The organism is Bradyrhizobium sp. LeoA1Lang (genome assembly GCF_055413685.1).
Genome location: NZ_JBVAPG010000045.1, coordinates 35,100 through 56,759 on the forward strand (window position 1 = coordinate 35,100; position 21,660 = coordinate 56,759).

A 21,660-nucleotide genomic window follows, 5' to 3' on the forward strand; every position below is an offset into this window, starting at 1 on the left:
GCTACCTGTTGTTGAAACGCGGGACAGTAAACGCTTGATTGCCGAGGCATGCGGCATTCCCGGTTCGGTCCTTACTATTCGACCGCCGGATCGCCCGTCCTCACGACATCTTCGGTTGCACTTTCGAAGGCGCCGACGCATGAAGGCGCCCATCCTGACCTACCAGCAACAAGCATAAGGGAGAGACTTGATGCTCAAATTCTACTTCAACGGAGCACCGAACCCGAACAAGGTCGCACTGTTCCTGGAAGAATCCGGCCTCGCCTTCGAGGCAATACCGGTCGACACCCGCAAGGGCGAGCAGTTCAAGCCGGAATTTTTGAAGGTCAACCCGAACGCCAAGGTGCCGGCGATCGACGATGACGGCGTGTTCGTGTTCGACTCCAACGCGATCCTGCTCTACCTCGCTGAGAAGACCGGAAAATTCCTTCCCGCCAACACGCCGGCCAACCGCGCGCTGACGCTGTCCTGGCTGATGTTCATCGCCACTGGTCTCGGCCCCTATTCGGGTCAGGCGGTGCATTTCAAGACGGCGGCGCCAAAGGAACTGGAATACGCGCATAACCGCTACCAGTACGAAGCGCATCGTCACTACAAGATCCTTGACGACCATCTCGCCAAGAGCCGCTACATGGTCGGCGACAGCTACAGCATCGTCGACATGGCGTTCTGGGGCTGGGCGCGGCTGGCGTCGTTCGTGCTCGGCGAGGAGGGCTATGCGAAGTACCCGAACGTCAAGCGCCTGGTCGACGAGATCTCGGCGCGGCCAGCCGCCGCACGCGCGATCGCATTGAAGGACAAGTTCACCTTCAAGGCCGAGATGGACGACGAGGCGAAGAACTTCATGTTCGGCCACCTCAAGACCAAGGTGGCTTAAGCGCCCTTCCGGCGTGCCGGCACGCGCCTCGCGTGTGAATCGCGATGCAAATTGGGAAGGCGGGCAAAGGGCCACGCACCGTGCCCACCTTCCGATTGCGTCAGATCATCAGATCGTGCGGCGCATGGGGGACGACAGCGTGCCCTGCAAGGTCGGGAACGACACCGAAACCGTCAGCCGAGTGCTGCTCGTGCAAAGCTAGCTCGATGGGCTGTGCGCCCTCTCGTCCGTGGCTTCCGGCAGCGTCTTCGTGATGGCTGCTCGATGCCGGGCCATGGTCGGCATTTCCGAGGTCGAAGCCGTCTGAACCTCCGGGACCTGAGTTCTTGTCCTTGAAGTGGAATGCGTCTCCAAGCACGCGCGTTCCGGCTGCCTCTGACCCAAACATCGCATCGGCAGTCGAGGATCGCTGGAAATCCGCCGCGCTGCCACCATGCTTGGCAGCAATGCCGTCTGTGCCTGCTTCGCCCGGGGTCGAATGACTGCCGCCGTCAGCAGACAGGGCACGCCATACGAAATCGTCGGGGTCTGCGTCACTGGCGCCTTTGATGGTGATCGTCACCATCTGCGCGGTGCCATCTATGGTCTTCACCGTGAAGGTGTCGGTCAGGTGGTCGCAGGCGTCGAGCGCCCGCACCGTGCAGTTGGTATTGTCGAGCGTGTAGGTCCACACGCCGGCCGCCGTCATCGTGAAGGTGCCATAACCGCCATCGCTCTTCGTCGGCGAGCAGACCGCGGTGAAGGTATTCGCCGGATTGTCAACGTCGGTATCGGTAAGCGCGCCGGTCGCCGTTGGCGTGCCGGACGTATCGCAGCCAGCTTCGGTCACCGTGCCGGTCGTCGTTCCCGAAACGACGGCCACGTCGTTGGTGCCATGGATGGTAATCGTCACCACCTGTGCGGTGCCGTCGATGCTGGTCACCGTGAAGCTGTCGGTCAGGTGGTCGCAGGCGTTGAGCGCCTGCACCGCGCCGTTGGCGTTGTCGAGCGTGTAGGTCCACTCACCAGCCGCCGTCATCGTGAAGGTGCCGTAGCCATGACTTGCCGTCGGCGAAGTGACCGCCGTGAAGGTGTTGGGCGCATTGTCGACGTCGCTATCGGTGAGCATGCCGGTCGCGGTCGGCACGCCCGGCTTGGCATTGGCGACGCCCCCAGCCTCGATCACGCAGCCCATGGTGGCGCCAGAAATGACGGCCGCGTCGTTGGTGCCGTTGATGGTGATCGTCACCACTTGTGCAGTGCCGTCCGCGGTGGTCACCGTGAAGGTGTCGGTCAGGTGGTCGCCGACATTGAGCGCCTGCACCGCGCTGTTGGCGTCGTTGAGCGTATAGGTCCACGCACCGGCCGCGGTCATCGTGAAAGTGCCGTAGCCGTCATGACTTGCCGTCGGCGAACTGACCGCCGTGAAGGTGTTGGGCGCATTGTCGACGTCGCTATCGGTGAGCGTGCCGGTCGTGGTCAGCTTGCCCGGCTCAGCGCCGCTCGCCTCGATCACTGAGCCGGTCGTCGCGCCGGAAATGACGGCCGCGTCATTGGTGCCGTTGATGGTGATCGTCACCACCTGAGGGGTGCCATCCACGGTGGTCACGATGAAGATGTCGGTCAGATGGCCGCCGACATTGAGCGCCTGCACCGCGTGGTTACTCTCGTTGACCGTGTAGGTCCACACGCCGGCCGCCGTCACCGTGAAGGTGCCGTAGCCGCCGGCACTCGCCTTCGGCGAGGCGACCACGGTGAAAGTATTCGGCGGATTGTCGACGTCGACGTCGGTGAGCGTGCCGGTTGCGACAGGTATACCGTGCCCAGCACCGCCCGCCTCGATCACCGCGCCAGTCGTGGAGCCCGAAATGATGGCCGCGTCGTTGACGCCATCGATGGCGATCGTGAAGACCTGGTTGGTCGAGAGTGTGCCGTCTGACACCGTGATAATGAAGCTCTCAGTCGTCGGCGCGGTCAGCGCATTGATCGCGCCGCTGTCCGGAACGAAGGTGTAGGCGCCCGTCGCGCTGTTGAGGTAGAGCCTGCCATAGGGACCGGCGCTCGATACGTCGTATGTCACCCCTCCCAGCACCGTGCTGCCGGCAATTCCGCCACTGATGCCGAAGGTCAGTGCAGCGCCGCTGTTGGAGCTGCTGGCAACGAAAGCTCCGCTCGTTGCGGCGAAATGGTCAAACACCGATGTATCAATTTCCGTCGGTCCCGTCGCGACGGTGAACACCGGCGCCGAACGCAGGACAAACAGGTCAGGAGCTGCCGTCGACGACGGCAGCGGCGCGAGCGAATTATGGATCTGGAGAGTATCGGTCTGAATAAAATTGATCGGCTGCACCGGCAGCACATTGATCGTCGAGGGAGGCGTGCTCGACCCGGGCGCCACCTGTTCCTTCGCGAAATTGGCCAGCACGTCCTGCCGGGCGGCATGCAACTCCTCCATTCGAGTCGCACTATTCGCGGTTTGGTTGACGCTGACCGAGGACCCTCTCCTGCTCAGGATGGTCGTCTCTCCGGGATCCTCGACAATGATGTGTCGCGGGATCGGCTCTTTGGTCACGAGCTCGAATACGCCATGCTCGAGATCCTTGTATGCGATGCTGTCGTCATCGAGATATGTGACGTCCGGCTCTGCCGCATGGACTTCGTTCATAACGGCGAAGGCCAGTGCCGCGAGCGTCAACGTGCCGATCCCGCCGCCATGAGCGCGGCCCCGAATGCTTCCAACAGGCGTATCAACCGTGAGGCAACCAGTCGTTGCCACCCGTCCGGCAACGAAAGCGAAGGTGCCTCTGGTCACGCCAAACAGGGCCGAATGCGAGGTGCCGTTGGCGTCACAGATCAATTCGTTCAACACCAGACGGGTGCCGGGAGAGAGGTTGAACACAGTGCCGTCGATAAAGCGAATTCCGACCTGCGCGTCGTCCGCCGTCTCGATCACGTCTCCCTGATAAACGGGATCGCCAGCCGTGAGTTGAACGGCAACGCCGGTCGCACGGCTGAGGGTGCAGCAACCGATCGCGATCTGAACATGACCTATGATCTGGGGAAGCTGGGCGACAATGGCGTTGCGGTCGCCCCCGGACTCGACGCAAGACGCAACGAACATGGCTTCGACCTCGCCTGCTGAGTACTTTCAGGCCCAGCGTGGTGCCGCACTTTTCTTGCTCTGGCTTTGCCTACGCCACGAGGTCAAAACAATCTTCGCGTCGGCAACCCTAGGCTAGCCCGCCGCAACATCCTGATCCAAATTTAATCAAACATATCCGTAACATCCGATGCATTCAATGCCTGATTTAAATCGCCCGACGCAGGAATTAAATCATTTTTCCCTGGAGCGCGTCGTTTCCCCTCTCTGGAGCGCCGCAATTATAGCCGCCTCAAGATGCAACGTTTTGGTAGCATTTGAACCGGCTCCGGGATTAATATGACAAAAATTTAAAATGAGGTGGCCACTCATGGCCGCCCTGACATTGCGCGTACTGCATGAATTATAGCGACCCGGCTGACCATTGAAGTCAGCGGGCTGTCACGCGGCAAAAAGGATCTTCTCAGGAAGGGGATCATGCGCACGCATACGATTATCGCGTCGGTGGCGAGTTTGGCTCTGGCGTTGGCCAGCCTTTTGGTTGATGCAGCCGATGCGCAGACCAATCCTCCCGGGCCGGCGGTTCAGGATCTCGCATCAGCAAAACCCATCGGAACAGTTGTAACCACAACCGGCTCGGTGACGATCGAGCACGTGGGTGCGATGGTCATTCAGGCAAATGTCGCCGGCCAGATCGTCCAGACGAAGGTGGGTGATATCGTTTACCTCGGCGATGTGGTGCAGACCGGGGCCGATGGCCGGGTCGGGATCAACTTTGCCGATGGCAGTTCGTTCAAACTATCGAGCAACGCCCGTATGGCGTTGGACGAATTCGTGTACGACCCAAATGGGAAATCCAACTCGACCTTGTTCAAGGTAACCAACGGAACACTTACGTTTGTCGCCGGCAATATCGCGAAGACCGGCGACATGAAGGTCGATACCCCAGTCGCAACAATGGGTATTCGGGGCACGACTCCACATGTCGAAATTTCGGATGACGGGACAGTCAAGTTTTCAACCCTTATCGAAGAGGGCAAGAACAAGCTTACGAAAAAGCCCGGCCCATCGACAGCGCAGCAATCCGAACAGAAAGCCAATCGCAAGTCCAATCTGAATATCTGCCGAGGGTGCTAGGCCATTTGTTCGGAAGCCAGTCTCGGCGCAGGGCACCAGCAGGACGTGACGCCTTTCCGCGAAAAAGCGACGATCGCGGATTCCCCAATTTCCAAAGTCAGGAAGCCTGATATGGACGCGAGTACTAGGGGAGGCATCATTGACGGCGTCGCATGCATGCTCATCCTGCTGTTGCTCGGCTCACCCGCGGCGGCGGAGGATGCAAAGAAGAGCAACTATCTGACTGACATTGCGTTGTGCAACGGCACGGATCACGCCTCGCTTGAAGCCAGGGTCAATGGCTGCACGGCGCTCATCGCTTCCGGTCACGGCAAGACGGCTGCCTTGGCAATCGCCTACAACAATCGTGGCAACGCCTATGCGGCAAAGGGAGACTACGACCGCGCCATCCAGGATTTCGATCAATCGATCCAGCTCAATCCAACTTACGTCAAGGCCTTCAACAATCGCGGCGTGGCTTATTTGAAGAAAGGCGAATACGACCTTGCCATCAAAGCTCTCGATGGCGCGATCCAGCTCAATCCCAGCTACGGCAGCGCTTTCGCCAACCGTGCCAGAGCCTACCTGAAAAAGCACGAGTATGATCGCGCGGCCCGGGACTATGACGAGGCAATTCGTCTTGAACCCAATTTGGAAGCCGTGTGGAGCGGACGCTGTTGGACGCAGGCTATCCTCGGCGCGTTGGAGGCGGCATTGGAGGACTGCAATAAGGCGCTTCAATTAGCGTCGAACAACGCCGCAACGTATGACTCGCGTGGACTGATCTACCTCAAAATGGGCAAATTCGATGCGGCTATCGATGACTACAGTTCTGCGCTGCAGCTCGACCCGAAGCTGGCAAGCGCGCTCTATGGGCGCGGGTTTGCCAGGCTGAAGACGGGCGACAAAGCGGGCAGCAACGCCGATATTGCATTGGCAAAGACGATCCAGGTCAAGATCGGCAACGACTTCACGCGCTATGGGGTGCGGTAGGTACCAGCGACGGTTAGCATTGTAGGGTGGGCAAAGGCGCACCGCGCCGTGCCCACCATCCCTTGCACGGACAAGAATGGTGGGCACGCTTCCGCCTTCGCTCTTCGAGCTACTGCGGACAAGTTGCTCTGCCCACCTGACCAATTGCTTCCGTCATTCCGGGGCTCGCGAAGCGAGAACCCGGAATCCATTTCGCCTCGGCACCGGGAGCGCGATGGATTCCGGGCCTGCGCCTAGCGGCGCATCCCGGAATGACAGCGGAGGACGCCTCAACGCGCCGCGCGGACCTGCGGCGCCGGAAACTGCCCCAGCGCCTTCTCGGTCAGCACCGAGTCGCAATATTCCCTGATCTCCCTGATCTTGCCGTCCTCGAGCCGGAACACCAGGCAATAGTCATTGTCGTAGCGAACGCCGTCCTTGGTGACATTGTCGCCCTTGGCTTCGACCACGACATGGTCGCCGTCGGCGATGAAGCGATGGGCGACGGTACGCGTGCGTTCCGCCAATAGCGAACGAACGTGACCGTGCAGGTCGTTGAGGATCGATTGCTTGCCGCTGAACGTGCGCGACCAGGAATACTGTCCCGTCACCGTCCATGTCGCATCCTCGGCAAGGCTCGTGGTGAACAGCGCGCGGTCGCGCGCATCGGGATCGGGATTTCCGGCTGCGGCAAAGATCTGCTGCATCAGGTTCTTGTTGTCGGCTGCGCTCATGGCGACGTCTCCGGTGACTGACTGAGTACGCCTCTTTGTGCCGCGGTAGGGATCATTCTTCAAATCGATAGCCGATATGATATCTATTCACCCGATGAATTTGAATTCGCTCGACCTCAACCTCCTGATCGCGCTCGACGCGCTGCTGCGGGAAGCCAGTGTCAGCCGCGCCGCGATGCGGCTTCGTCTGTCGCAACCGGCCACAAGCCACGCGCTGCAGCGCCTGCGCGATCTGATCGGCGATCCGCTCCTGGTGCGCAACGGCGCCCGCATGGAGCTGACGCCGCGGGCGCAGACGTTGCGCGCGCCGCTGGCGCAGGCGCTCGACCAGGTGCGCGCGCTGTTCGTCCCCGACGCGTTCGACGCCATCAGCAGCGACCGGCATTTCCGGCTGATGATGCCGGACCTCGGGGTCGAGCTCCTGATGCCGCCATTGATGGAGAAGATCACGCAGATCGCGCCGCATGTGACGATCGACGTGGTGCCGTGGCGGGGGCCCGCGATCTTCACCGCGGAATTCGCCCGCACCATCGATCTCGTGATCTCGATCGGCGACGCCTTCAAGGGCTTTCACCGCCAGCGCCTCTATGTCGACAGCGACGCGCTCGCGGTGCGCCGCGGCCATCCGGTCGGCGCGAGATTGAAGAAACGCGAGGCGTTCCTCGCGGCAAGGCATGTCGCCGTCGTGATCCGCGGCCAGAACGAGGATCTGATCGATAGCTGGCTGCGCTCCAAGGGCATCGAGCGGCGCATCGCTCTCGTGGTGCCAGGCTATATCGAGGCGCTGCATGTCACAGCCCGCACCGACCTCGTCGCCTTCGTGCCGCGCCGCCTGATCATAGCACTCGCCAGGCAGTTATCACTGCTGACCGTGACGCCACCGCTCGATCCCGGCATCGACGAGCAGTACATGTTCTACCCCACCCGCGCCCAGATGGATCCCGGCTCGATCTGGCTCCGCCAATTGATGCTGGAGACGGGACGGGAGTTGGGCGGGCGAAAAATGTAGGTCCGCATTGGGAAACGCAGCGTGTCACCCCGCCCTCCGTCATTCCGGGGCGTCCGAAGGACGAGCCCGGAATCCATTGCGCCACCGGCGCGAGCGGAGACATGGATTCCGGGCTCATCGCTTCGCGATGCCCCGGAATGACGGCGGAGAAAAATTCACCAGCGATTCCAACCTGATTTGCCCCATCCAGCCCTCGCGCAAAAAACATTCCGCTTTCGCCGTCGGGCAAATCAGTGATTTAACTCCGCGCGTCTCACGGCGAATGAGGGGCGGGTCGCGATCGTCACGAACGTTGCGGTGGGATGCGGTGGACGCGATGCGTGTGACTGACGAGCACGCGCAGTGCGGACGGCGAAGTCGTGTGGTCCTGGCGCCCCGACGCTGGCGCTAAGTTTTTCGCGCGAAAAAGTTCGCGCTTGAGATGACGGTGGCAAGAAAGCCCGGTCACCGGGGAGAGCACGAAATAAGCCGTAACACCATCGCGCAGGGAAAGCCGGAATGCTTCGGTTGAACCTGTGGTCCTACCCCCGTGCTTTTTGTTGCACGGGACCCATGGGTGCAACCGGCACCCGGCTTTCCCTGCACCCTCTGATATCGAGGAGGGTGAAAAGTGAAGCAAACCTCGGGCGCATCACGCCGCGAGAATGCGAACTCACATCCTCACCGCTGTTTGAAATTTTGAATCATAACTCGCGACGACGCCGTAGGGTGGGCAAAGCGAAGCGTGCCCACCCTCGTGAGCACGGTGCTGGATGGTGGGCACGGCGCAAGTGCGCCTTTGCCCACCCTACGCAACCGCTTGCTCGCGCCACAACACACATCGGTGGTTATGGGCCCGCCTTCGCGGGGACGACGACGAGAATCGTAGGATGGGGTAGAGCGCCGCGAAACCCATCATTCGCGCGGCTTGCTCCATCGCGATGGGTTTCGCTGCGCTCTACCCATCCTACGACAAAGCCACGCCGCTCTTGCAAACCGCTCACGCTTCCGCGTCCAGCACCTTCTTCACGGCAGGCCGCGCGGCCATGCGGTTGCGGTGATCGACCACTTTCGACAGCGGCGCGAGATCGACGCCGTCGCCCTCCAGCCACTGCGCCATCGTGAAGAGATAGATGTCGCAGATCGAGAAGGCCTCGCCCATCACCCACGGGCCTTTCAGCATGTCGCGCTCGATCAGCGCAAAGCTCGCGCCGACCGTTTTCGGGATCATGCGCTTCAAGTCGGCAAAGGAGGATTCCTCCGCAGCCCAGCGATAGCCGCGCATCTTGTGGGCATGCGCGACATGCACCGTGGAGCAGAGATAGCTGTTGAACGCCTGCGCCTGCGCGAACGCAAAGGCGTCATCGAGCGGCGCGAGCTTTGCCTTCGGAAAGCTCTGCGCGATGAAGGCGAGCACCGCGGGCGTCTCGGTGAGGACGCCATGATCGGTGACCAGCGCCGGCACCCGTCCCTTCGGGTTGACCTTGAGATATTCCGGGCTGTTCTGCTGGTTGGTCTTGAAGTCGACCCGTTCGATCGTATAGGGCGCGCCGGCCTCTTCGAGCGCGATGTGCGAGGCGAGCGCGCAGGTGCCGGGGGTGTAATAGAGCTTGAGCATGTTCCATCCCTCATTCAGAGGGACGCGAAGTTAACGGCGTGCTCTTGGCCCGTCCATCCCTGCTCTGACTGATGGGCTCAGCGAACAGCCTTTGCCGTCTCCACCAGGCGCGCACTGGTCGATGCCGTCGCAAGCACTGCGCCATCTTCCGCCATCAGCCTGCCTTCGACGAAGGCGACGGTCTTGCCGAGCTGGGAGACCCTGGCCTCGCCGATGATCGGACCCGGCTTCGCCGGCGCCAGGAAATTCACTGTCATCGTGATGGTCGCGGTGTAGAGCTTGCCGTCGGTCATGACGAATACAGCCGGGCCCATGGTGTCGTCGAGCATCGCCGACAGCATGCCGCCCTGGATAAAGCCGGCCGGGTTGCAGAACTCCGGCTTGCCCTCGAAGCCGATCCGAATCCAGCCTTCGCCCGGGCGTGCGTCGAGCGGGCGCCAGCCGAGCAGCTTGGAGCAGGGTGGCGCGGCGAGACGGTCAAGCGCGGTCGCGATCATCGAAGCCTCCGTTGTCGCTCCTACCTAACGCAGGCCTCCTGCCAGCATGCTGTCAGCAGCCTCACATGCCGAGCCCATGCGCGACCACCTTGCGCATCACATTCGGGAACGCTTCGTCCGCAAGCGTTGCGACCGGCACCCAGCGCATCCCCTCCGGCGCCCGCGTACGCGGTGGAACGGTCGCGGTATAGACCGCAAGCTCGAGCGGAAAATGCGTGAAGACGTGGGTGACGACGCCGGCCTTGCGGTGCCAGCGCGTCACGCCCTTCAGAAATGGCGCCTGCTCAAGTGCGGCCGCATCGTCCTGCCCGGCCAGCCATTCGGAGGTCGGCACTTCCGTCATGCCGCCGAGCAGGCCCTTCTCGGGGCGGGTGCGGACCAGGAGCTCATCGCCGCGGGTGACGACGAAGGCCGCGCCGGAGCGCAGCGCGCCAGTCTTCTTCGGCGCCTTGCGCGGAAAGCTCTCCTGATCGCCGCGGGCGCGCGCCGCACAGTCGTTGTTGAGCGGGCAGAGCGCGCAGGCCGGCTTCTTCGGCGAGCAGATCGAGGCGCCCAGATCCATCAGCGCCTGCGCGCTATCGCCGGCGCGAGACTTCTCGTCGCCGGCGCGAGACTCCTCGTCGCCGGCACGGGAAGGACCGAGCAAGGTGCTCGCCAATTGCTGAATCAGCGGCTTGGCCTGCGGCAGCGCCTCCTCGACCGCGAACAGCCGCGACACCACGCGCTCGATATTGCCGTCGACCGGCATGGTGCGGCGGTCGAAGGCGATCGCAGCGATCGCGGCCGCCGTGTATGGCCCGATCCCCGGCAGCGTGCGAAGCCCCTCCTCGCTATCGGGAAAGATGCCGCTGTGGTCGCGCAGCACCGCCACCGCGCAGGCGTGCAGGTTACGCGCCCGGGAATAGTAGCCGAGCCCGGCCCACATCCGCAGCACATCGTCCAGCGAAGCGCGCGCCAACGAAGCGACGTCCGGCCAGCGGGAAACGAATTTCTCGAAGTAGGGCCCGACCGCCTTGACCGTCGTCTGCTGCAGCATGATCTCCGACAGCCACACCCGGTACGGATCAGCCGCCTCGCCAGCCCCCGCCCGCCACGGCAACCGGCGGCGATGCCGGTCATACCAGGCGAGCAGAAGGGCGGGACGAGCGGCGAGCGCGTCAGGCGCTTCTCGTGGCTTGGTCCTGGCGGCGGCGCGAGAGCTCATGAGCCTATCTTAATGTCGGAGCACGAATCTCTCCACGTCATGCCCGTGCCTGTGCCGGGGCATCCACGTCTTTATTCCTGGGATCGTTGCGAGGTGATATGACAAACTATGTCAAAGCCCGGCCCGATCAGCGCAAAGCCGCTCTCCATCCTGCTCAACGACGTCTTCTCGGACGCCTACGCCAAGCAGGGGTTCGCCGCGCGCGAGCTGGTAACGCGGTGGGCGGAGATCGCGGGGGTCGAGATCGCGCGGTATTCGGAGCCGATGAAGATGCAATGGCCGCGGCCGGTGGAGGGGCAGCCGCAGGAGCCGGCAACGCTGGTGCTCCGGGTCGAGGGGCCGATGGCGCTGGAGATCCAGCATTCCTCCGACCGCATCCTGGAGCGGGTCAACCGCTTCTTCGGCTGGCACGCGGTCGGCCGGCTGGCGCTGCGGCAGGCCCCCCTGTCGCGGCGGGAGCGCGTGGTGCGGCCGCGGCCGCCGGACGCCAAGGCGGTGGCGGCGGTCGAAAAGACCCTGTCCGCCGTGGAGGACGAGGCGCTACGCGCCGCGCTGGCGCGATTGGGGGCCTCGATCAAGCGAAATTGAGACTTTTTTGCGTGGCAGGCCTTGGAGCGCAGCATTGCCACAATCACCATTTCAAGCTAGCGAAAGCTCGCTTTTTTAGACCTCTTTAGGCGTGAATGCGCCAATCCGGGAGCCGACCTTGATCATCACGCGCCGCGCCTTCACCGCCGCTCTGTCACTGACTGGTCTTGCCGCCCTGATCGGTCTCTCGCCGCTGCGGCTGATTTCGGAGGCGATGGCGCAGACCGCCGCCGATGTCGCCAAGCCGCAATCGCTGCCGGACATGGCGCTCGGCCCGCAGAATGCCCCGGTGACCATCACCGAATACGCCTCGATGACCTGCCCGCACTGCGCGAACTTCAACGACACGGTGTTCCCGAAGATCAAGTCGGAATACATCGACACCGGCAAGATCCGCTACGTGTTCCGCGAATTCCCGCTCGACATCAAGGCCGCCGCCGGCTCGATGCTGGCGCGCTGCATCGCCAAGGACGACGCACCGAAATATTTCGCGGTCATCGACCTGTTGTTCCGCCAGCAGAACGACTGGGTGATGAAGAACACCACGGAGACGCTGACGCGAATCGGCAAGCAGGCGGGCCTCAGCCAGCAGCAGGTCGAGGACTGCCTGAAGGACCAGACGCTGCTCGACAAGATCGCAGCCGACCAGAAATACGCCAATGACGTGTTGAAGGTGAATTCGACGCCGACCTTCTTCATCAATGGCGAGATGCTGAAGGGCGAAACCTCGTTCGACGAATTCAGCAAGCGCATCAATTCATTGTTGAAAAGCTGATTCGTCCACAGCTATTCGTTAGCGCGCGATAAACCAAGCAAAAGCCTTGGGAAAAGCTCGAGGCGGCGGTTGCCGGTACGCCCCGGCCTCGCCATTGTCGCGGCCATGAGGGCCGCAGCGAGCGGACCACCTACATACCGACATTGCCTTCCATGGTATTGTCACGGCAGGGAGATTCGCGCCCGGCCAACAGAGATTTGTGTTCATGAAGCTCACGCGCCTACGCCTCCACGGTTTCAAGTCGTTCGTTGAACCCACCGACTTCATGATCGAGCCGGGCCTCACCGGCGTGGTCGGGCCGAACGGCTGCGGCAAGTCCAACCTGGTGGAAGCGCTGCGCTGGGCGATGGGCGAAACCTCGCACAAGTCGCTGCGCGCCGCCGACATGGACGCGGTGATCTTTGCCGGTTCCGGCAATCGCCCGGCGCGCAACCACGCCGAAGTCGTGATGACGATCGACAACGCCGATCGTACGGCACCGGCGGCGGTCAACGACAGCCAGGTCTTGGAAATCTCCCGCCGCATCGAGCGCGAAGCGGGTTCCGTCTATCGCATCAACGGCCGCGACGTGCGCGCGCGCGACGTGCAGCTCCTGTTCGCCGATGCCGCAACCGGCGCGCGGTCGCCGGCACTGGTGCACCAAGGCAAGGTCGGCGAGATCATCCAGGCCAAGCCTGAACAGCGCCGCCGCATCCTCGAAGATGCCGCCGGCGTCGCCGGCTTGCATGCCCGCCGCCATGAAGCAGAACTGCGGCTGAAGGCGGCCGAGACCAACCTCACCCGCGTCGAGGACGTGATCGGCCAGCTCACCGGCCAAATGGACGGACTGAAGAAGCAGGCGCGGCAAGCGATCCGCTACCGCGAGGTCGCGGCGAAGGTCCGCAAGTCCGAGGCGATGCTGTTCCATCTGCGCTGGATCGAGGCTCATGCCGACGTCAACGATGCCGCGCAGACGCATGATCTCGCGGTTCGCGAGGCGGCCGAGCGCACCCGTGAGCAAGCGGAATCCGCGCGCATCCAGGCGATCCGCGCCGCCGAACTGCCGGCACTGCGCGAGGCGGAAGCCCGCGCCGCGGCGGGCCTGCAGCGGCTCAACAATGCGCGCGAGCTGCTCGACCGCGAAGAGGAGCGTGCCAAGGAACGCGTTTCCGAACTCGACCGGCGCCTGGCGCAGTTCGTCGCCGACATCGCGCGCGAGCAACAACAGACGGCAGACGCCGACGTCGCGCTGCAGCGGCTCGACACCGAGGATGCCGAGCTGAAGGAAGAGATCAAGTCTCGGGTCGAGCAACGCTCCGGCGTCGACGAGCGCGTCGCGGAAGCGGAAGCCATGCTTGCTGAAACCGAGCGTCGGTTTGCCGAGCTGACCACAGAGCTCGCCGACCTCACCGCCAAGCGCAATCAGCTCGAAGCCGGCGTGCGCACCCATCGCGACCGGCTCGCCCGACTCGACCACGAGATCGCGAGCGTCCAGGCCGAGGAAGAGCGGCTCGCGCAGGAGACCGGTTCGCTCGGCGACATCGATGTGCTCGCGGCCACGGTCGAGACCGCGCAGCAGACGCTGGCCGAGGCCGAAGCCACCGTGCAGGCGAGCGAAGCCGGTCACGTGGTCGCGCGGCAGACACTGGAAGCGTCCCGCAGCCCGCTGACCGAAGCAGAGAAGCGCGTGCAGCGGCTCGAGACCGAGGCGCGCACCATCTCCAAGATCCTCAATGGCGAGACCAAGAACCTGTGGCCGCCGATCATTGACGGCATCACAGTCGCCAAGGGCTATGAGAAAGCGATCGGCGCCGCGCTCGGCGATGATCTCGATGCGCCCGTCGATCCCTCGGCGCCGATGCGATGGACCAACGTCCCCGCCAGCGAGGACCCGGCGCTGCCCGAAGGCGTCGATTGCCTTGCCAACCATGTGCAGGCACCGCCGGAATTGGCGCGCCGCCTCGCCCAGATCGGCGTCGTGGCGAAGGAGCGCGGCGCGGAGCTGGTGTCGCAATTGAAGACCGGCCAGCGGCTGGTGTCGCTCGAGGGCGACGTCTGGCGTTGGGACGGTTTTGTCACCGCCGCCCATGCCCCGACAGGCGCGGCGCGGCGCCTCGCCGAGCGTGCCCGCCTCGTCGACATCGAGCATGAGCTCGAGCAGGCGCGCAGCGAGGTGATCGCCAAGCGGCAGGCGCTGGAAAATGCGGAAGCCGAATTGCGCGCCGCCTCCGCCGCCGAGACGGCCGCGCGCGAGGCGGTGCGTGCCGCGCGCCGCGAGGCCGATGCCGCGCGCGAGCGCCATGCCGCGGCCGAGCGCGAGATCAACCGTCACGCCGCGCGCAAATCCGCGCTGACGGAAGCGCACAACCGCCTTGCCGCCGACCGCGCCGAAGCCGAGGCCGCACACGAGAACGCCGATGCGGCGCTCTCCGAATTGCCGCCGAGCGTGGAGACCGAAGCCCAACTTGCCGCCGTCCGCGCCGAGATCGAGAACCGGCGCCGCGTGGCCGCCCAGGTGCGCGCCGAAGCGCAGGCGCTGGCCCGTGAAGCCGAACTCGCCGACCGCCGCGTGCAGGCGATCCTCGCCGAGCGCAACGAGTGGCAGAACCGCAAAGCAAGCGGCGCCTCGCAGATCGGAACGATCGAGGCCCGCATCACCGAGGTGACGGCGGAGCGCGAGGAGCTCGTCAATGCGCCGGAGGTGTTTGCGGAGAAGCGCAGCGCGCTGATCAGCGAGATCGAGTACGCCGAGAGTGATCGCCGCGGCGCCGCCGACGCGCTCGCCGCTGCCGAGACCGCGATGGCGGAGACCGACCGCGCCGCCAAGGCCTCGCTGGAAGCGCTGTCGAGCGCCCGCGAGGCGACCGCCCGCGCCGAGGAGCGGACGGAAGGAACCCGGCGTCGGCTCGCCGATATCGAGCGCGAGGTCCATGACATGCTCGAGGTCGAGCCACAGGCGTTGGCCGGCCTCGCCGAGATCGAGCCGGGCGCCGACCTGCCGCCGGTCGGCCAGATCGAGGAAGAGCTGGAAAAGATGCGCCGCGATCGCGAGCGCCTCGGCGCAGTCAATCTGCGCGCCGAGGAAGAGCTGCGCGAGGTGGAGACCCAGCACACCGGGCTCACCACCGAGCGCGACGATTTGGTGGAGGCGATCAAGCGCCTGCGCCAGGGCATCCAGAGCCTCAACCGCGAAGCGCGCGAGCGCCTTCTCACCTCGTTCGAGACCGTCAACAACCACTTCAAGCGATTGTTCGTCGAGTTGTTCGGCGGTGGCGAGGCCGCGCTGCACCTGATCGAGAGCGACGATCCGCTCGAGGCCGGCCTCGAGATCATTGCAAAGCCGCCGGGCAAGAAGCCGCAGTCGCTGTCGCTGCTCTCGGGCGGCGAGCAGGCGCTGACCGCGCTGGCGTTGATCTTCGCGGTGTTCCTGACCAACCCCTCGCCGATCTGCGTGCTGGACGAGGTCGACGCGCCGCTGGACGACCACAACGTGGAGCGCTTCTGCAACCTGTTGCACGAGATGACGTCGTCGACCGAAACGCGCTTCATCACCATCACCCACAACCCGATCACCATGGCGCGGATGAACCGGCTGTTCGGCGTGACCATGGCCGAGCGCGGCGTGTCGCAACTGGTCTCGGTCGACCTCGAAGGCGCGGTCGGCATCCTGGACCAGCACGTGGCGTGAGGTTGCACGCCCGCCGCTGGTCCTGCCGTCATTGCGAGCGCAAGCGACGCAATCCATAGCGCCGCGAGCGGAGAAGTGGATTGCTTCGCCCCGCTCGCAATGACGGGAGAGCGCGTCGTGACGTGACGAACAGATGATCTCGCCCGACCTTCCCGCCGAACTGAAAGCGGCACTCGACGCGAGGCTGCAGGGGTTCTCGCGCAATGAGGCGGCAAGCCGCGCTGCCGCGATCTCGCGGACCTACCGCGACGGCGGCGGCTCGGGCACGATCAAATCCGAAACCGATGCCCTCGCCTACGCGCTGGCCCGAATGCCGGCGACCTATGCCGCCGTCGCCGCCAGCCTCAATGTGCTCGTCGAGATCAGGCCGGATTTCGCGCCGACGTCGCTGCTCGATATCGGCGCCGGACCGGGCACGGCGAGTTGGGCGGTGGCGCAAGCCTTCTCGTCGCTGCAACGATTCGTCTTGCTCGATGCCAACGCCAGCTTGCGCGCGCTGGCGCTTGAGCTCGCCGCCACGCGGCTGCGCGAGGCGCACTATGAGCTTGGACCGGCCCGGAAGCTGCTCGCCGATGCCGAGCGGGCGGACCTTGTCGTCGCGAGCTACATGATCGGCGAAATCGATGAGGCCGAGCGAACCGCGCTCGCACGCCTGATGTGGGAGAAGGCGGGCGAGGCGCTTGTGATCGTCGAACCCGGCACGCCCGCGGGCTATGCGCGGATCATCGCGCTGCGGGCGCAACTGATCGCGGCCGGCGCATATGTCGCGGCCCCCTGCCCGCATGACGAAGCATGCCCGCTTGAAGCGCCGGACTGGTGCCATTTCAGCCAGCGGCTGGCCCGCTCGCGCGCGCACATGCAGGTGAAGGGCGCGGAGGTGCCGTTCGAGGACGAGCGGTTCGCCTATGTCGCGCTGACGCGGACGCCGATTGCGAGCCATCCCTCCCGCGTGCTGGCGCAGCCCGTCGTCGGCAAGGCGGAGGTGACCGCAAAGCTCTGCACCCCGAGCGGCCTTTCGATTGCAAAGATCCCCCGCCGCGCCAAGGCCGACTATGCCCGCGCCCGGCGCTGGCGATGGGGCGACGCCGTGACGGGCGCTTGAACTAATGCCCTGCCCGGTCCGACCAACGCATGCCTGCCGCTGGGCAGGCTGACGCGCGCCGCCGTTTATCTCTTTGTTTGAGCATGATCTTTTCGGAAAACCGGTTTCCACTTTTCCGGATCATGCTCTAGGCTTCGCGCGCAATCCCATCAGGAGTTTTTCCATGTCGACCGGCTGGATCGTTCTCGGCGTCATCGTCGTCCTCGTGCTGTTTGCGTTTGCCGCCTACAACCGGCTGGTGGCGCTGAGCCAGCGCGTCAACCAGGCCTTTGCCGACATCGACGTCCAGCTCAAGCAGCGCCACGATCTGGTCCCGAACCTGGTCGAGACCGTGAAGGGCTACGCCGCCCATGAGCGCGGCACGCTCGACGACGTGATCAAGGCACGCAACTCCGCGATATCAGCGCAGGGACCGGCGCAGGTCTCCGCCGCGGAGAACCAGCTAAGCGGCGCCCTCGGCCGGCTGATCGCGCTGTCGGAAGCCTATCCGGACCTGAAGGCCAACGCCAATTTCCAGCAGCTCGCAAGCGAACTCTCCGATCTCGAGAACAAGATCGCCGCCAGCCGCCGCTTCTTCAACAACGCGGTCCAGGAATACAACACCGGCATCCAGCAGATGCCGGCCGCTTTGTTCGCCGGCATGTTCGGCTTCACCCGCAAGGACTTCTTCGACCTCGGCGCCAACCGCAGCCAAGTCGAGACCGCGCCGAGCGTGAAGTTCTGAGCGAGATGACGCTGCATCTTCTCCGTCATTCCGGGGCGCGCGATGCGCGAGCTATGATGTGCAATTGCACATCAGAGAATCCATCGTGCCGCAGGCGATGCGGTGAAATGGATTCCGGGCCTGCGCCTTGCGGCGCATCCCGGAATGACAGTGGTTAGCGGACGTCCAGCATGGCCGCCTACGGTCTCTACACCCATATCGCGTCGAACAGGTTCCGTTCGATGCTCCTGCTCGGAGGGCTGTTCGTCCTGATCTACGTGCTGGTCTATGCCGGCGCGCTGGTCGCTGAAGTCATGATCGACAGCGGCCGCTCGGTCGACGATTACCTGATGCGGGCGCTGCATGACCTGATCTCGGCTTCCCCTTATGCGACGATCGGCGCGGCGCTCTGGATCGTGATCGCCTACTTCTTCCACCAGAACATGATCGACGCCGTCACCGGCGGCGAAAGCGTGACGCGGCAGCAAGAGCCGCGGCTCTATAATCTCCTGGAAAACCTCTGCATCTCACGTGGCATCCCGATGCCGAAGCTGAAGATCATGGACAGCCCGGCGCTGAACGCCTTCGCGAGCGGGCTGAACCAGCGCCAATATGCCGTCACGGTCACCACGGGCCTGTTGCGGGCGCTGAACGACCAGGAGATCGAGGCCGTGCTCGGTCACGAGCTCACCCATATCCGCAACGGCGACGTGCAGTTGATGGTGATCGCGGTCATCATCGCCGGCGCGGTCGGCTTCTTCGGCGAACTATTCTTCCGGATGTTCACCAACCTATCCTGGAATTCAACCGGCGGCGGCTGGTCGTCCTCCTCGTCGTCGTCCTCCTCCTCCTCGTCTTCGTCCGATCGCAAGAGCTCCGGTGGCGGCGCCATCATCGTGATCATCATCGCCATCATCCTGATCGTGGCGGCGTGGCTGTTGTCGCAGGTCGTCAAGCTGGCCCTGTCGCGATCGCGCGAGTATCTGGCCGATGCCGGGTCGGTCGAGCTGACCAAGAATCCCGATGCGATGATCTCGTCCCTGCGCAAGATCGAAAATCGCGGCGAACTGCCGGGCGCCACTTCGGCGGTGATGGAACTATGTGTGGACAATCCGCGGGAGGGCTTCGCCGACCTGTTTGCGACCCATCCGTCGGTGCAATCGAGGGTGGATGCATTGGTGAAGTTCGGCGGCGGCCATGATCCTGGACCGATCGCCCTGCCGGACGATCCCGCGGCTAGTCCCGAAGAAGGTGCACAGGAACCGTCGGCACAAGGCGAACTTGCGCCTCCCGCTCCGCGCGGCCCTTCACGCGGTCCATTGCCCGGCCCTTGGGGCGACGCAGCCGAGCCGGTCGGCCCGTCGCAGCAACCGCCGCTTCAGGGTCCGATTCAGGGTCCCTGGGGCCGACATTTTTGATTGTGGCCTCACGCCCTTCAACTCATTAAGAAAATCCCTACTAAACGCGCTGCTTGGCATTCAAGGAATTGAATTCTCCCTTGTTTCTGCCATGTTCGCGCCCAAAGCAGGAATGGGGACTTTCCGATCGCGCCCTCGCGGTCGGGGGCGCGGTCGTAAGGGATTTCCATGGCAAAGCCAGTCGTGATTGTAGTGGGCGCGGACAAGGGCGGGGTCGGCAAGACGACCGTGTCGCGGACGCTTCTGGACTATTTCAACGCGAACAACGTCGGGACGCGGGCCTTCGACACCGAATCGCCGCGGGGAACGCTGAAGCGCTTCCATCCTGAGATCACCGAGATCGTCGATATGACGACGACCGCGGACCAGATGAAGATCTTCGACACCCTGAACGCCGGCTCCATGGTTACCGTGATCGACGTCCGCGCCGGCCTGTTGTCGCCTGCGCTCGCCTCGCTCCGCGACATCGGCTTCCTGGATGCGGCCCGGTCCGGCCAGATTACCTTCGCGGTGTTCCATATCCTCGGCCCCTCGATCGCCTCGCTGGACGAGATCGCGGAGACCGCCAATTTCATGAGCGGCGCGAGATACTTCCTGGTGAAGAACTTCATCAACGACACGCAGTTCTTCCAGTGGGACCAGTCGACCTACAATTCCTATTTCCATCGCATCAAGGATGCCACCGACCTGACCATCCCGAAGCTGAACGAGATGGCCTATGAGCAGGTCGAGGTCGCTTCCGTCCCGTTCCTCAAATTCGTCGCCAACAAGGGCCCGCACGACGAGGCGGCGAACTATTCTTTCGTGCTCCGCGGCTATGTCCGGCACTGGCTCGCCAACGTCTGGAGCGAGTTCGACCGCATCAAGCTGACCGACCTGGTCGGCGCCAAGTCGGTGACGCGCGGCAGCGAAAAATAGTCGCACCCCCGGAGGATGCGGGGCTGGATTAGGCAGGAAAATCGCCTGATATAGCAGGCGATGTCAGCTACGCCCATCTACATCATTTGCTCGCCCCGCCCCCAGGTCGGCAAGACCCTGGCCGCGCGGCTGCTGAGCGAATTTCTGCTGCTGAAGAACGGCGACGTGATTTCCTTCGACATCAACCTGAAGGAGCCGTCGCTGCTCGACTACCTGCCCAAAACCACCGAGACGGCAGATGTCATCGACACCTACGGCAAGATGCAGTTGATGGACCGGCTGATCGTCAATGACGGCGTGGCGAAGGTGATCGACCTCGGCTTCCACGCCTTCGACGAATTCTTCAAGATGATCGACGAAATCGGCTTCATGAAGGAAGCGCTGCGCCGCCACGTCGCGCCGGTCATCCTGTTCGTTGCCGATATCGACCGCGTCTCCGCGCGCAGCTATGAGATGCTGCGCCGGCAGGTTCCGCCGCGGGCGCTTATGACCATCGACAACGAATTCGTGGTGCGCGGCGAACTGCCGGCGGCCATGGGCCAAGGCCGGGTGCTCCGCCTCAGCGCGCTGCCGGTGTTCCTGAAGACCTATATCGACCGGCTGAACTTCTCCTTCACCGGCTATCTCCGGCACGAGAAGGACTCGTCCACCGAGTTGCATCAGTGGATCCGGCGCAACTATACGATCTTCCGCGATCTCGAATTGAGCGTGATGCTGCAGCGGTCCTAGGTGTGCTCCCTCGCCCCGCTCTTGCGGCTGTCATATTCGCACATCTTGCGAAGGAATTTGATCGCTGATTCCGTGAGTTGAACGATGATTCGCGGGAGTGAGCGATGTCTGGGATGGACTACGGGCTGGGTCGGTTTGGCGATGCGCGGCTGGAAAAAGGGGGGCGCATTTGCATGCGGCGCTGGTTGCGCGGCCAGGCTCGTGCATCCGTCAACTGGCGCAATGCAGCCGCGCGCGTGAGATTCAGTTCACGCGCTTTCTTCGCAACGACGCGGTGACGGCAGAAGAGATAGCCGCGTACGCGGCGGAACGCACAGCGGCGCGGGCGAGGGGACGTGATGTCGTCGTGGTCCAGGATACCAGCGAGCTTTCGCTGGGAGGGCGGCGTGCGAAAGCGAACGGCTACGGGCCGATCGGGAAAGGCGGAGCGCTGCGGGGCCTGTTGCTGCATGCCGCCCTGGCGGTCGATGCCAGCAACGGCGGAGTGATCGGCCTCGTCGATGCGAAGGTGTGGAACCGCACGGGCGGCAAGGCCAAGCATCGACGTTCGCGAACGACGAAACAGAAGGAATCGCAACGTTGGCTCGATAGCACGAGGCGCGCCGCAGAGGTGCTGGCGGAGGCTGCGAGCATCACGGTGGTATCGGACCGGGAAAGCGACATCTACGCGCACTT

General features: G+C 63.8%; 17 protein-coding genes and 1 pseudogene. 13 read left to right on the forward strand and 5 right to left on the reverse strand.

What is annotated here, in order from left to right; translation table 11 throughout:
• Positions 1 to 190 precede the first annotated feature (190 nt).
• The gene (locus tag ACZYOF_RS17290; RefSeq protein ID WP_463716502.1) at positions 191 to 877 is read left to right on the forward strand and encodes a glutathione S-transferase family protein; all 687 of its coding nucleotides are present in this window, start codon (positions 191 to 193) and stop codon (positions 875 to 877) included.
• A 100-nt stretch (positions 878 to 977) separates the two neighbouring features.
• On the opposite strand, the gene ACZYOF_RS17295 is transcribed toward ACZYOF_RS17290, so the two are convergent.
• The gene (locus ACZYOF_RS17295) at positions 978 to 3,977 is read right to left on the reverse strand and encodes a VCBS domain-containing protein (protein WP_463716503.1); all 3,000 of its coding nucleotides are present in this window, start codon (positions 3,975 to 3,977) and stop codon (positions 978 to 980) included.
• Positions 3,978 to 4,433: 456 nt separating this feature from the next.
• On the opposite strand from ACZYOF_RS17295, the gene ACZYOF_RS17300 reads away from it, so the two are divergent.
• On the forward strand, positions 4,434 to 5,093 hold the full coding sequence (locus tag ACZYOF_RS17300) for a FecR family protein (RefSeq protein WP_282526925.1): 660 nt from the start codon (positions 4,434 to 4,436) through the stop codon (positions 5,091 to 5,093).
• Between the two features lie 156 nt (positions 5,094 to 5,249).
• Positions 5,250 to 6,065, forward strand: a complete 816-nt coding sequence (locus tag ACZYOF_RS17305; protein WP_463716504.1) for a tetratricopeptide repeat protein — start codon at positions 5,250 to 5,252, stop codon at positions 6,063 to 6,065.
• Between the two features lie 269 nt (positions 6,066 to 6,334).
• Here ACZYOF_RS17305 and ACZYOF_RS17310 read toward each other — a convergent pair whose 3' ends face one another.
• Entirely contained in the window at positions 6,335 to 6,778 is a 444-nt protein-coding gene (locus ACZYOF_RS17310; RefSeq protein ID WP_463716505.1) for a nuclear transport factor 2 family protein, read from the reverse strand.
• Positions 6,779 to 6,872: 94 nt separating this feature from the next.
• Between ACZYOF_RS17310 and ACZYOF_RS17315 the strand changes: the two genes are divergently transcribed.
• The gene (locus ACZYOF_RS17315; RefSeq protein WP_463716506.1) at positions 6,873 to 7,787 is read left to right on the forward strand and encodes a LysR family transcriptional regulator; all 915 of its coding nucleotides are present in this window, start codon (positions 6,873 to 6,875) and stop codon (positions 7,785 to 7,787) included.
• Positions 7,788 to 8,766: 979 nt separating this feature from the next.
• Here the strand turns inward: ACZYOF_RS17315 and ACZYOF_RS17320 are convergent.
• From ACZYOF_RS17320 to mutY, 3 genes are all read right to left on the reverse strand, one after another.
• Positions 8,767 to 9,384: a glutathione S-transferase family protein gene (locus tag ACZYOF_RS17320; protein WP_463716507.1), complete on the reverse strand. Its 618-nt coding sequence runs from the start codon at positions 9,382 to 9,384 to the stop codon at positions 8,767 to 8,769.
• A gap of 77 nt (positions 9,385 to 9,461) precedes the next feature.
• On the reverse strand, positions 9,462 to 9,881 hold the full coding sequence (locus ACZYOF_RS17325) for a PaaI family thioesterase (RefSeq protein WP_130584166.1): 420 nt from the start codon (positions 9,879 to 9,881) through the stop codon (positions 9,462 to 9,464).
• A 61-nt stretch (positions 9,882 to 9,942) separates the two neighbouring features.
• Positions 9,943 to 11,085 carry an A/G-specific adenine glycosylase gene (gene mutY, locus ACZYOF_RS17330; protein ID WP_463716508.1) on the reverse strand — a complete coding sequence of 381 codons (1,143 nt, stop codon included), beginning with the start codon at positions 11,083 to 11,085 and terminating at the stop codon, positions 9,943 to 9,945.
• A gap of 108 nt (positions 11,086 to 11,193) precedes the next feature.
• On the opposite strand from mutY, the gene ACZYOF_RS17335 reads away from it, so the two are divergent.
• The 9 genes and pseudogenes from ACZYOF_RS17335 to ACZYOF_RS17375 all read left to right on the forward strand — a co-directional run.
• A complete protein-coding gene (locus tag ACZYOF_RS17335) occupies positions 11,194 to 11,673 on the forward strand; it encodes a DUF721 domain-containing protein (RefSeq protein ID WP_282531643.1) in 480 nt (159 codons plus the stop codon).
• A gap of 118 nt (positions 11,674 to 11,791) precedes the next feature.
• A complete protein-coding gene (locus ACZYOF_RS17340; RefSeq protein WP_463716509.1) occupies positions 11,792 to 12,448 on the forward strand; it encodes a DsbA family protein in 657 nt (218 codons plus the stop codon).
• A 205-nt stretch (positions 12,449 to 12,653) separates the two neighbouring features.
• Positions 12,654 to 16,115: a chromosome segregation protein SMC gene (gene smc / locus ACZYOF_RS17345; protein WP_463716510.1), complete on the forward strand. Its 3,462-nt coding sequence runs from the start codon at positions 12,654 to 12,656 to the stop codon at positions 16,113 to 16,115.
• Positions 16,116 to 16,248: 133 nt separating this feature from the next.
• Positions 16,249 to 17,217 (forward strand): small ribosomal subunit Rsm22 family protein, encoded by a 969-nt coding sequence (locus ACZYOF_RS17350; RefSeq protein WP_463716511.1) that lies wholly within the window; start codon positions 16,249 to 16,251, stop codon positions 17,215 to 17,217.
• A gap of 163 nt (positions 17,218 to 17,380) precedes the next feature.
• Positions 17,381 to 17,941 carry a LemA family protein gene (locus ACZYOF_RS17355; RefSeq protein ID WP_463716512.1) on the forward strand — a complete coding sequence of 187 codons (561 nt, stop codon included), beginning with the start codon at positions 17,381 to 17,383 and terminating at the stop codon, positions 17,939 to 17,941.
• 170 nt (positions 17,942 to 18,111) lie between these two features.
• Entirely contained in the window at positions 18,112 to 19,338 is a 1,227-nt protein-coding gene (locus ACZYOF_RS17360; protein WP_463716513.1) for a M48 family metalloprotease, read from the forward strand.
• Positions 19,339 to 19,506: 168 nt separating this feature from the next.
• Positions 19,507 to 20,256: a P-loop NTPase family protein gene (locus ACZYOF_RS17365; protein WP_463716514.1), complete on the forward strand. Its 750-nt coding sequence runs from the start codon at positions 19,507 to 19,509 to the stop codon at positions 20,254 to 20,256.
• Positions 20,257 to 20,316: 60 nt separating this feature from the next.
• Entirely contained in the window at positions 20,317 to 20,985 is a 669-nt protein-coding gene (locus tag ACZYOF_RS17370; RefSeq protein ID WP_282531637.1) for a P-loop NTPase family protein, read from the forward strand.
• A gap of 169 nt (positions 20,986 to 21,154) precedes the next feature.
• Positions 21,155 to 21,660, forward strand: a pseudogene (locus tag ACZYOF_RS17375) (IS4 family transposase); the annotation flags it as partial.

What these genes read in the sequence shown, in the direction of transcription:
- ACZYOF_RS17370 (WP_282531637.1), top strand. Translation starts at nt 20,317, where the DNA reads ATGTCAGCTACGCCCATCTACATCATTTGCTCGCCCCGCCCCCAGGTC.
- ACZYOF_RS17360 (WP_463716513.1), top strand. Translation starts at nt 18,112, where the DNA reads ATGGCCGCCTACGGTCTCTACACCCATATCGCGTCGAACAGGTTCCGT.
- ACZYOF_RS17355 (WP_463716512.1), top strand. Translation starts at nt 17,381, where the DNA reads ATGTCGACCGGCTGGATCGTTCTCGGCGTCATCGTCGTCCTCGTGCTG.
- ACZYOF_RS17325 (WP_130584166.1), bottom strand. Translation starts at nt 9,881, where the DNA reads ATGATCGCGACCGCGCTTGACCGTCTCGCCGCGCCACCCTGCTCCAAG.
- ACZYOF_RS17320 (WP_463716507.1), bottom strand. Translation starts at nt 9,384, where the DNA reads ATGCTCAAGCTCTATTACACCCCCGGCACCTGCGCGCTCGCCTCGCAC.
- ACZYOF_RS17350 (WP_463716511.1), top strand. Translation starts at nt 16,249, where the DNA reads ATGATCTCGCCCGACCTTCCCGCCGAACTGAAAGCGGCACTCGACGCG.
- ACZYOF_RS17300 (WP_282526925.1), top strand. Translation starts at nt 4,434, where the DNA reads ATGCGCACGCATACGATTATCGCGTCGGTGGCGAGTTTGGCTCTGGCG.
- ACZYOF_RS17335 (WP_282531643.1), top strand. Translation starts at nt 11,194, where the DNA reads ATGTCAAAGCCCGGCCCGATCAGCGCAAAGCCGCTCTCCATCCTGCTC.
- ACZYOF_RS17310 (WP_463716505.1), bottom strand. Translation starts at nt 6,778, where the DNA reads ATGAGCGCAGCCGACAACAAGAACCTGATGCAGCAGATCTTTGCCGCA.
- mutY (WP_463716508.1), bottom strand. Translation starts at nt 11,085, where the DNA reads ATGAGCTCTCGCGCCGCCGCCAGGACCAAGCCACGAGAAGCGCCTGAC.
- ACZYOF_RS17365 (WP_463716514.1), top strand. Translation starts at nt 19,507, where the DNA reads ATGGCAAAGCCAGTCGTGATTGTAGTGGGCGCGGACAAGGGCGGGGTC.
- ACZYOF_RS17295 (WP_463716503.1), bottom strand. Translation starts at nt 3,977, where the DNA reads ATGTTCGTTGCGTCTTGCGTCGAGTCCGGGGGCGACCGCAACGCCATT.
- ACZYOF_RS17315 (WP_463716506.1), top strand. Translation starts at nt 6,873, where the DNA reads ATGAATTTGAATTCGCTCGACCTCAACCTCCTGATCGCGCTCGACGCG.
- smc (WP_463716510.1), top strand. Translation starts at nt 12,654, where the DNA reads ATGAAGCTCACGCGCCTACGCCTCCACGGTTTCAAGTCGTTCGTTGAA.
- ACZYOF_RS17305 (WP_463716504.1), top strand. Translation starts at nt 5,250, where the DNA reads ATGCTCATCCTGCTGTTGCTCGGCTCACCCGCGGCGGCGGAGGATGCA.
- ACZYOF_RS17290 (WP_463716502.1), top strand. Translation starts at nt 191, where the DNA reads ATGCTCAAATTCTACTTCAACGGAGCACCGAACCCGAACAAGGTCGCA.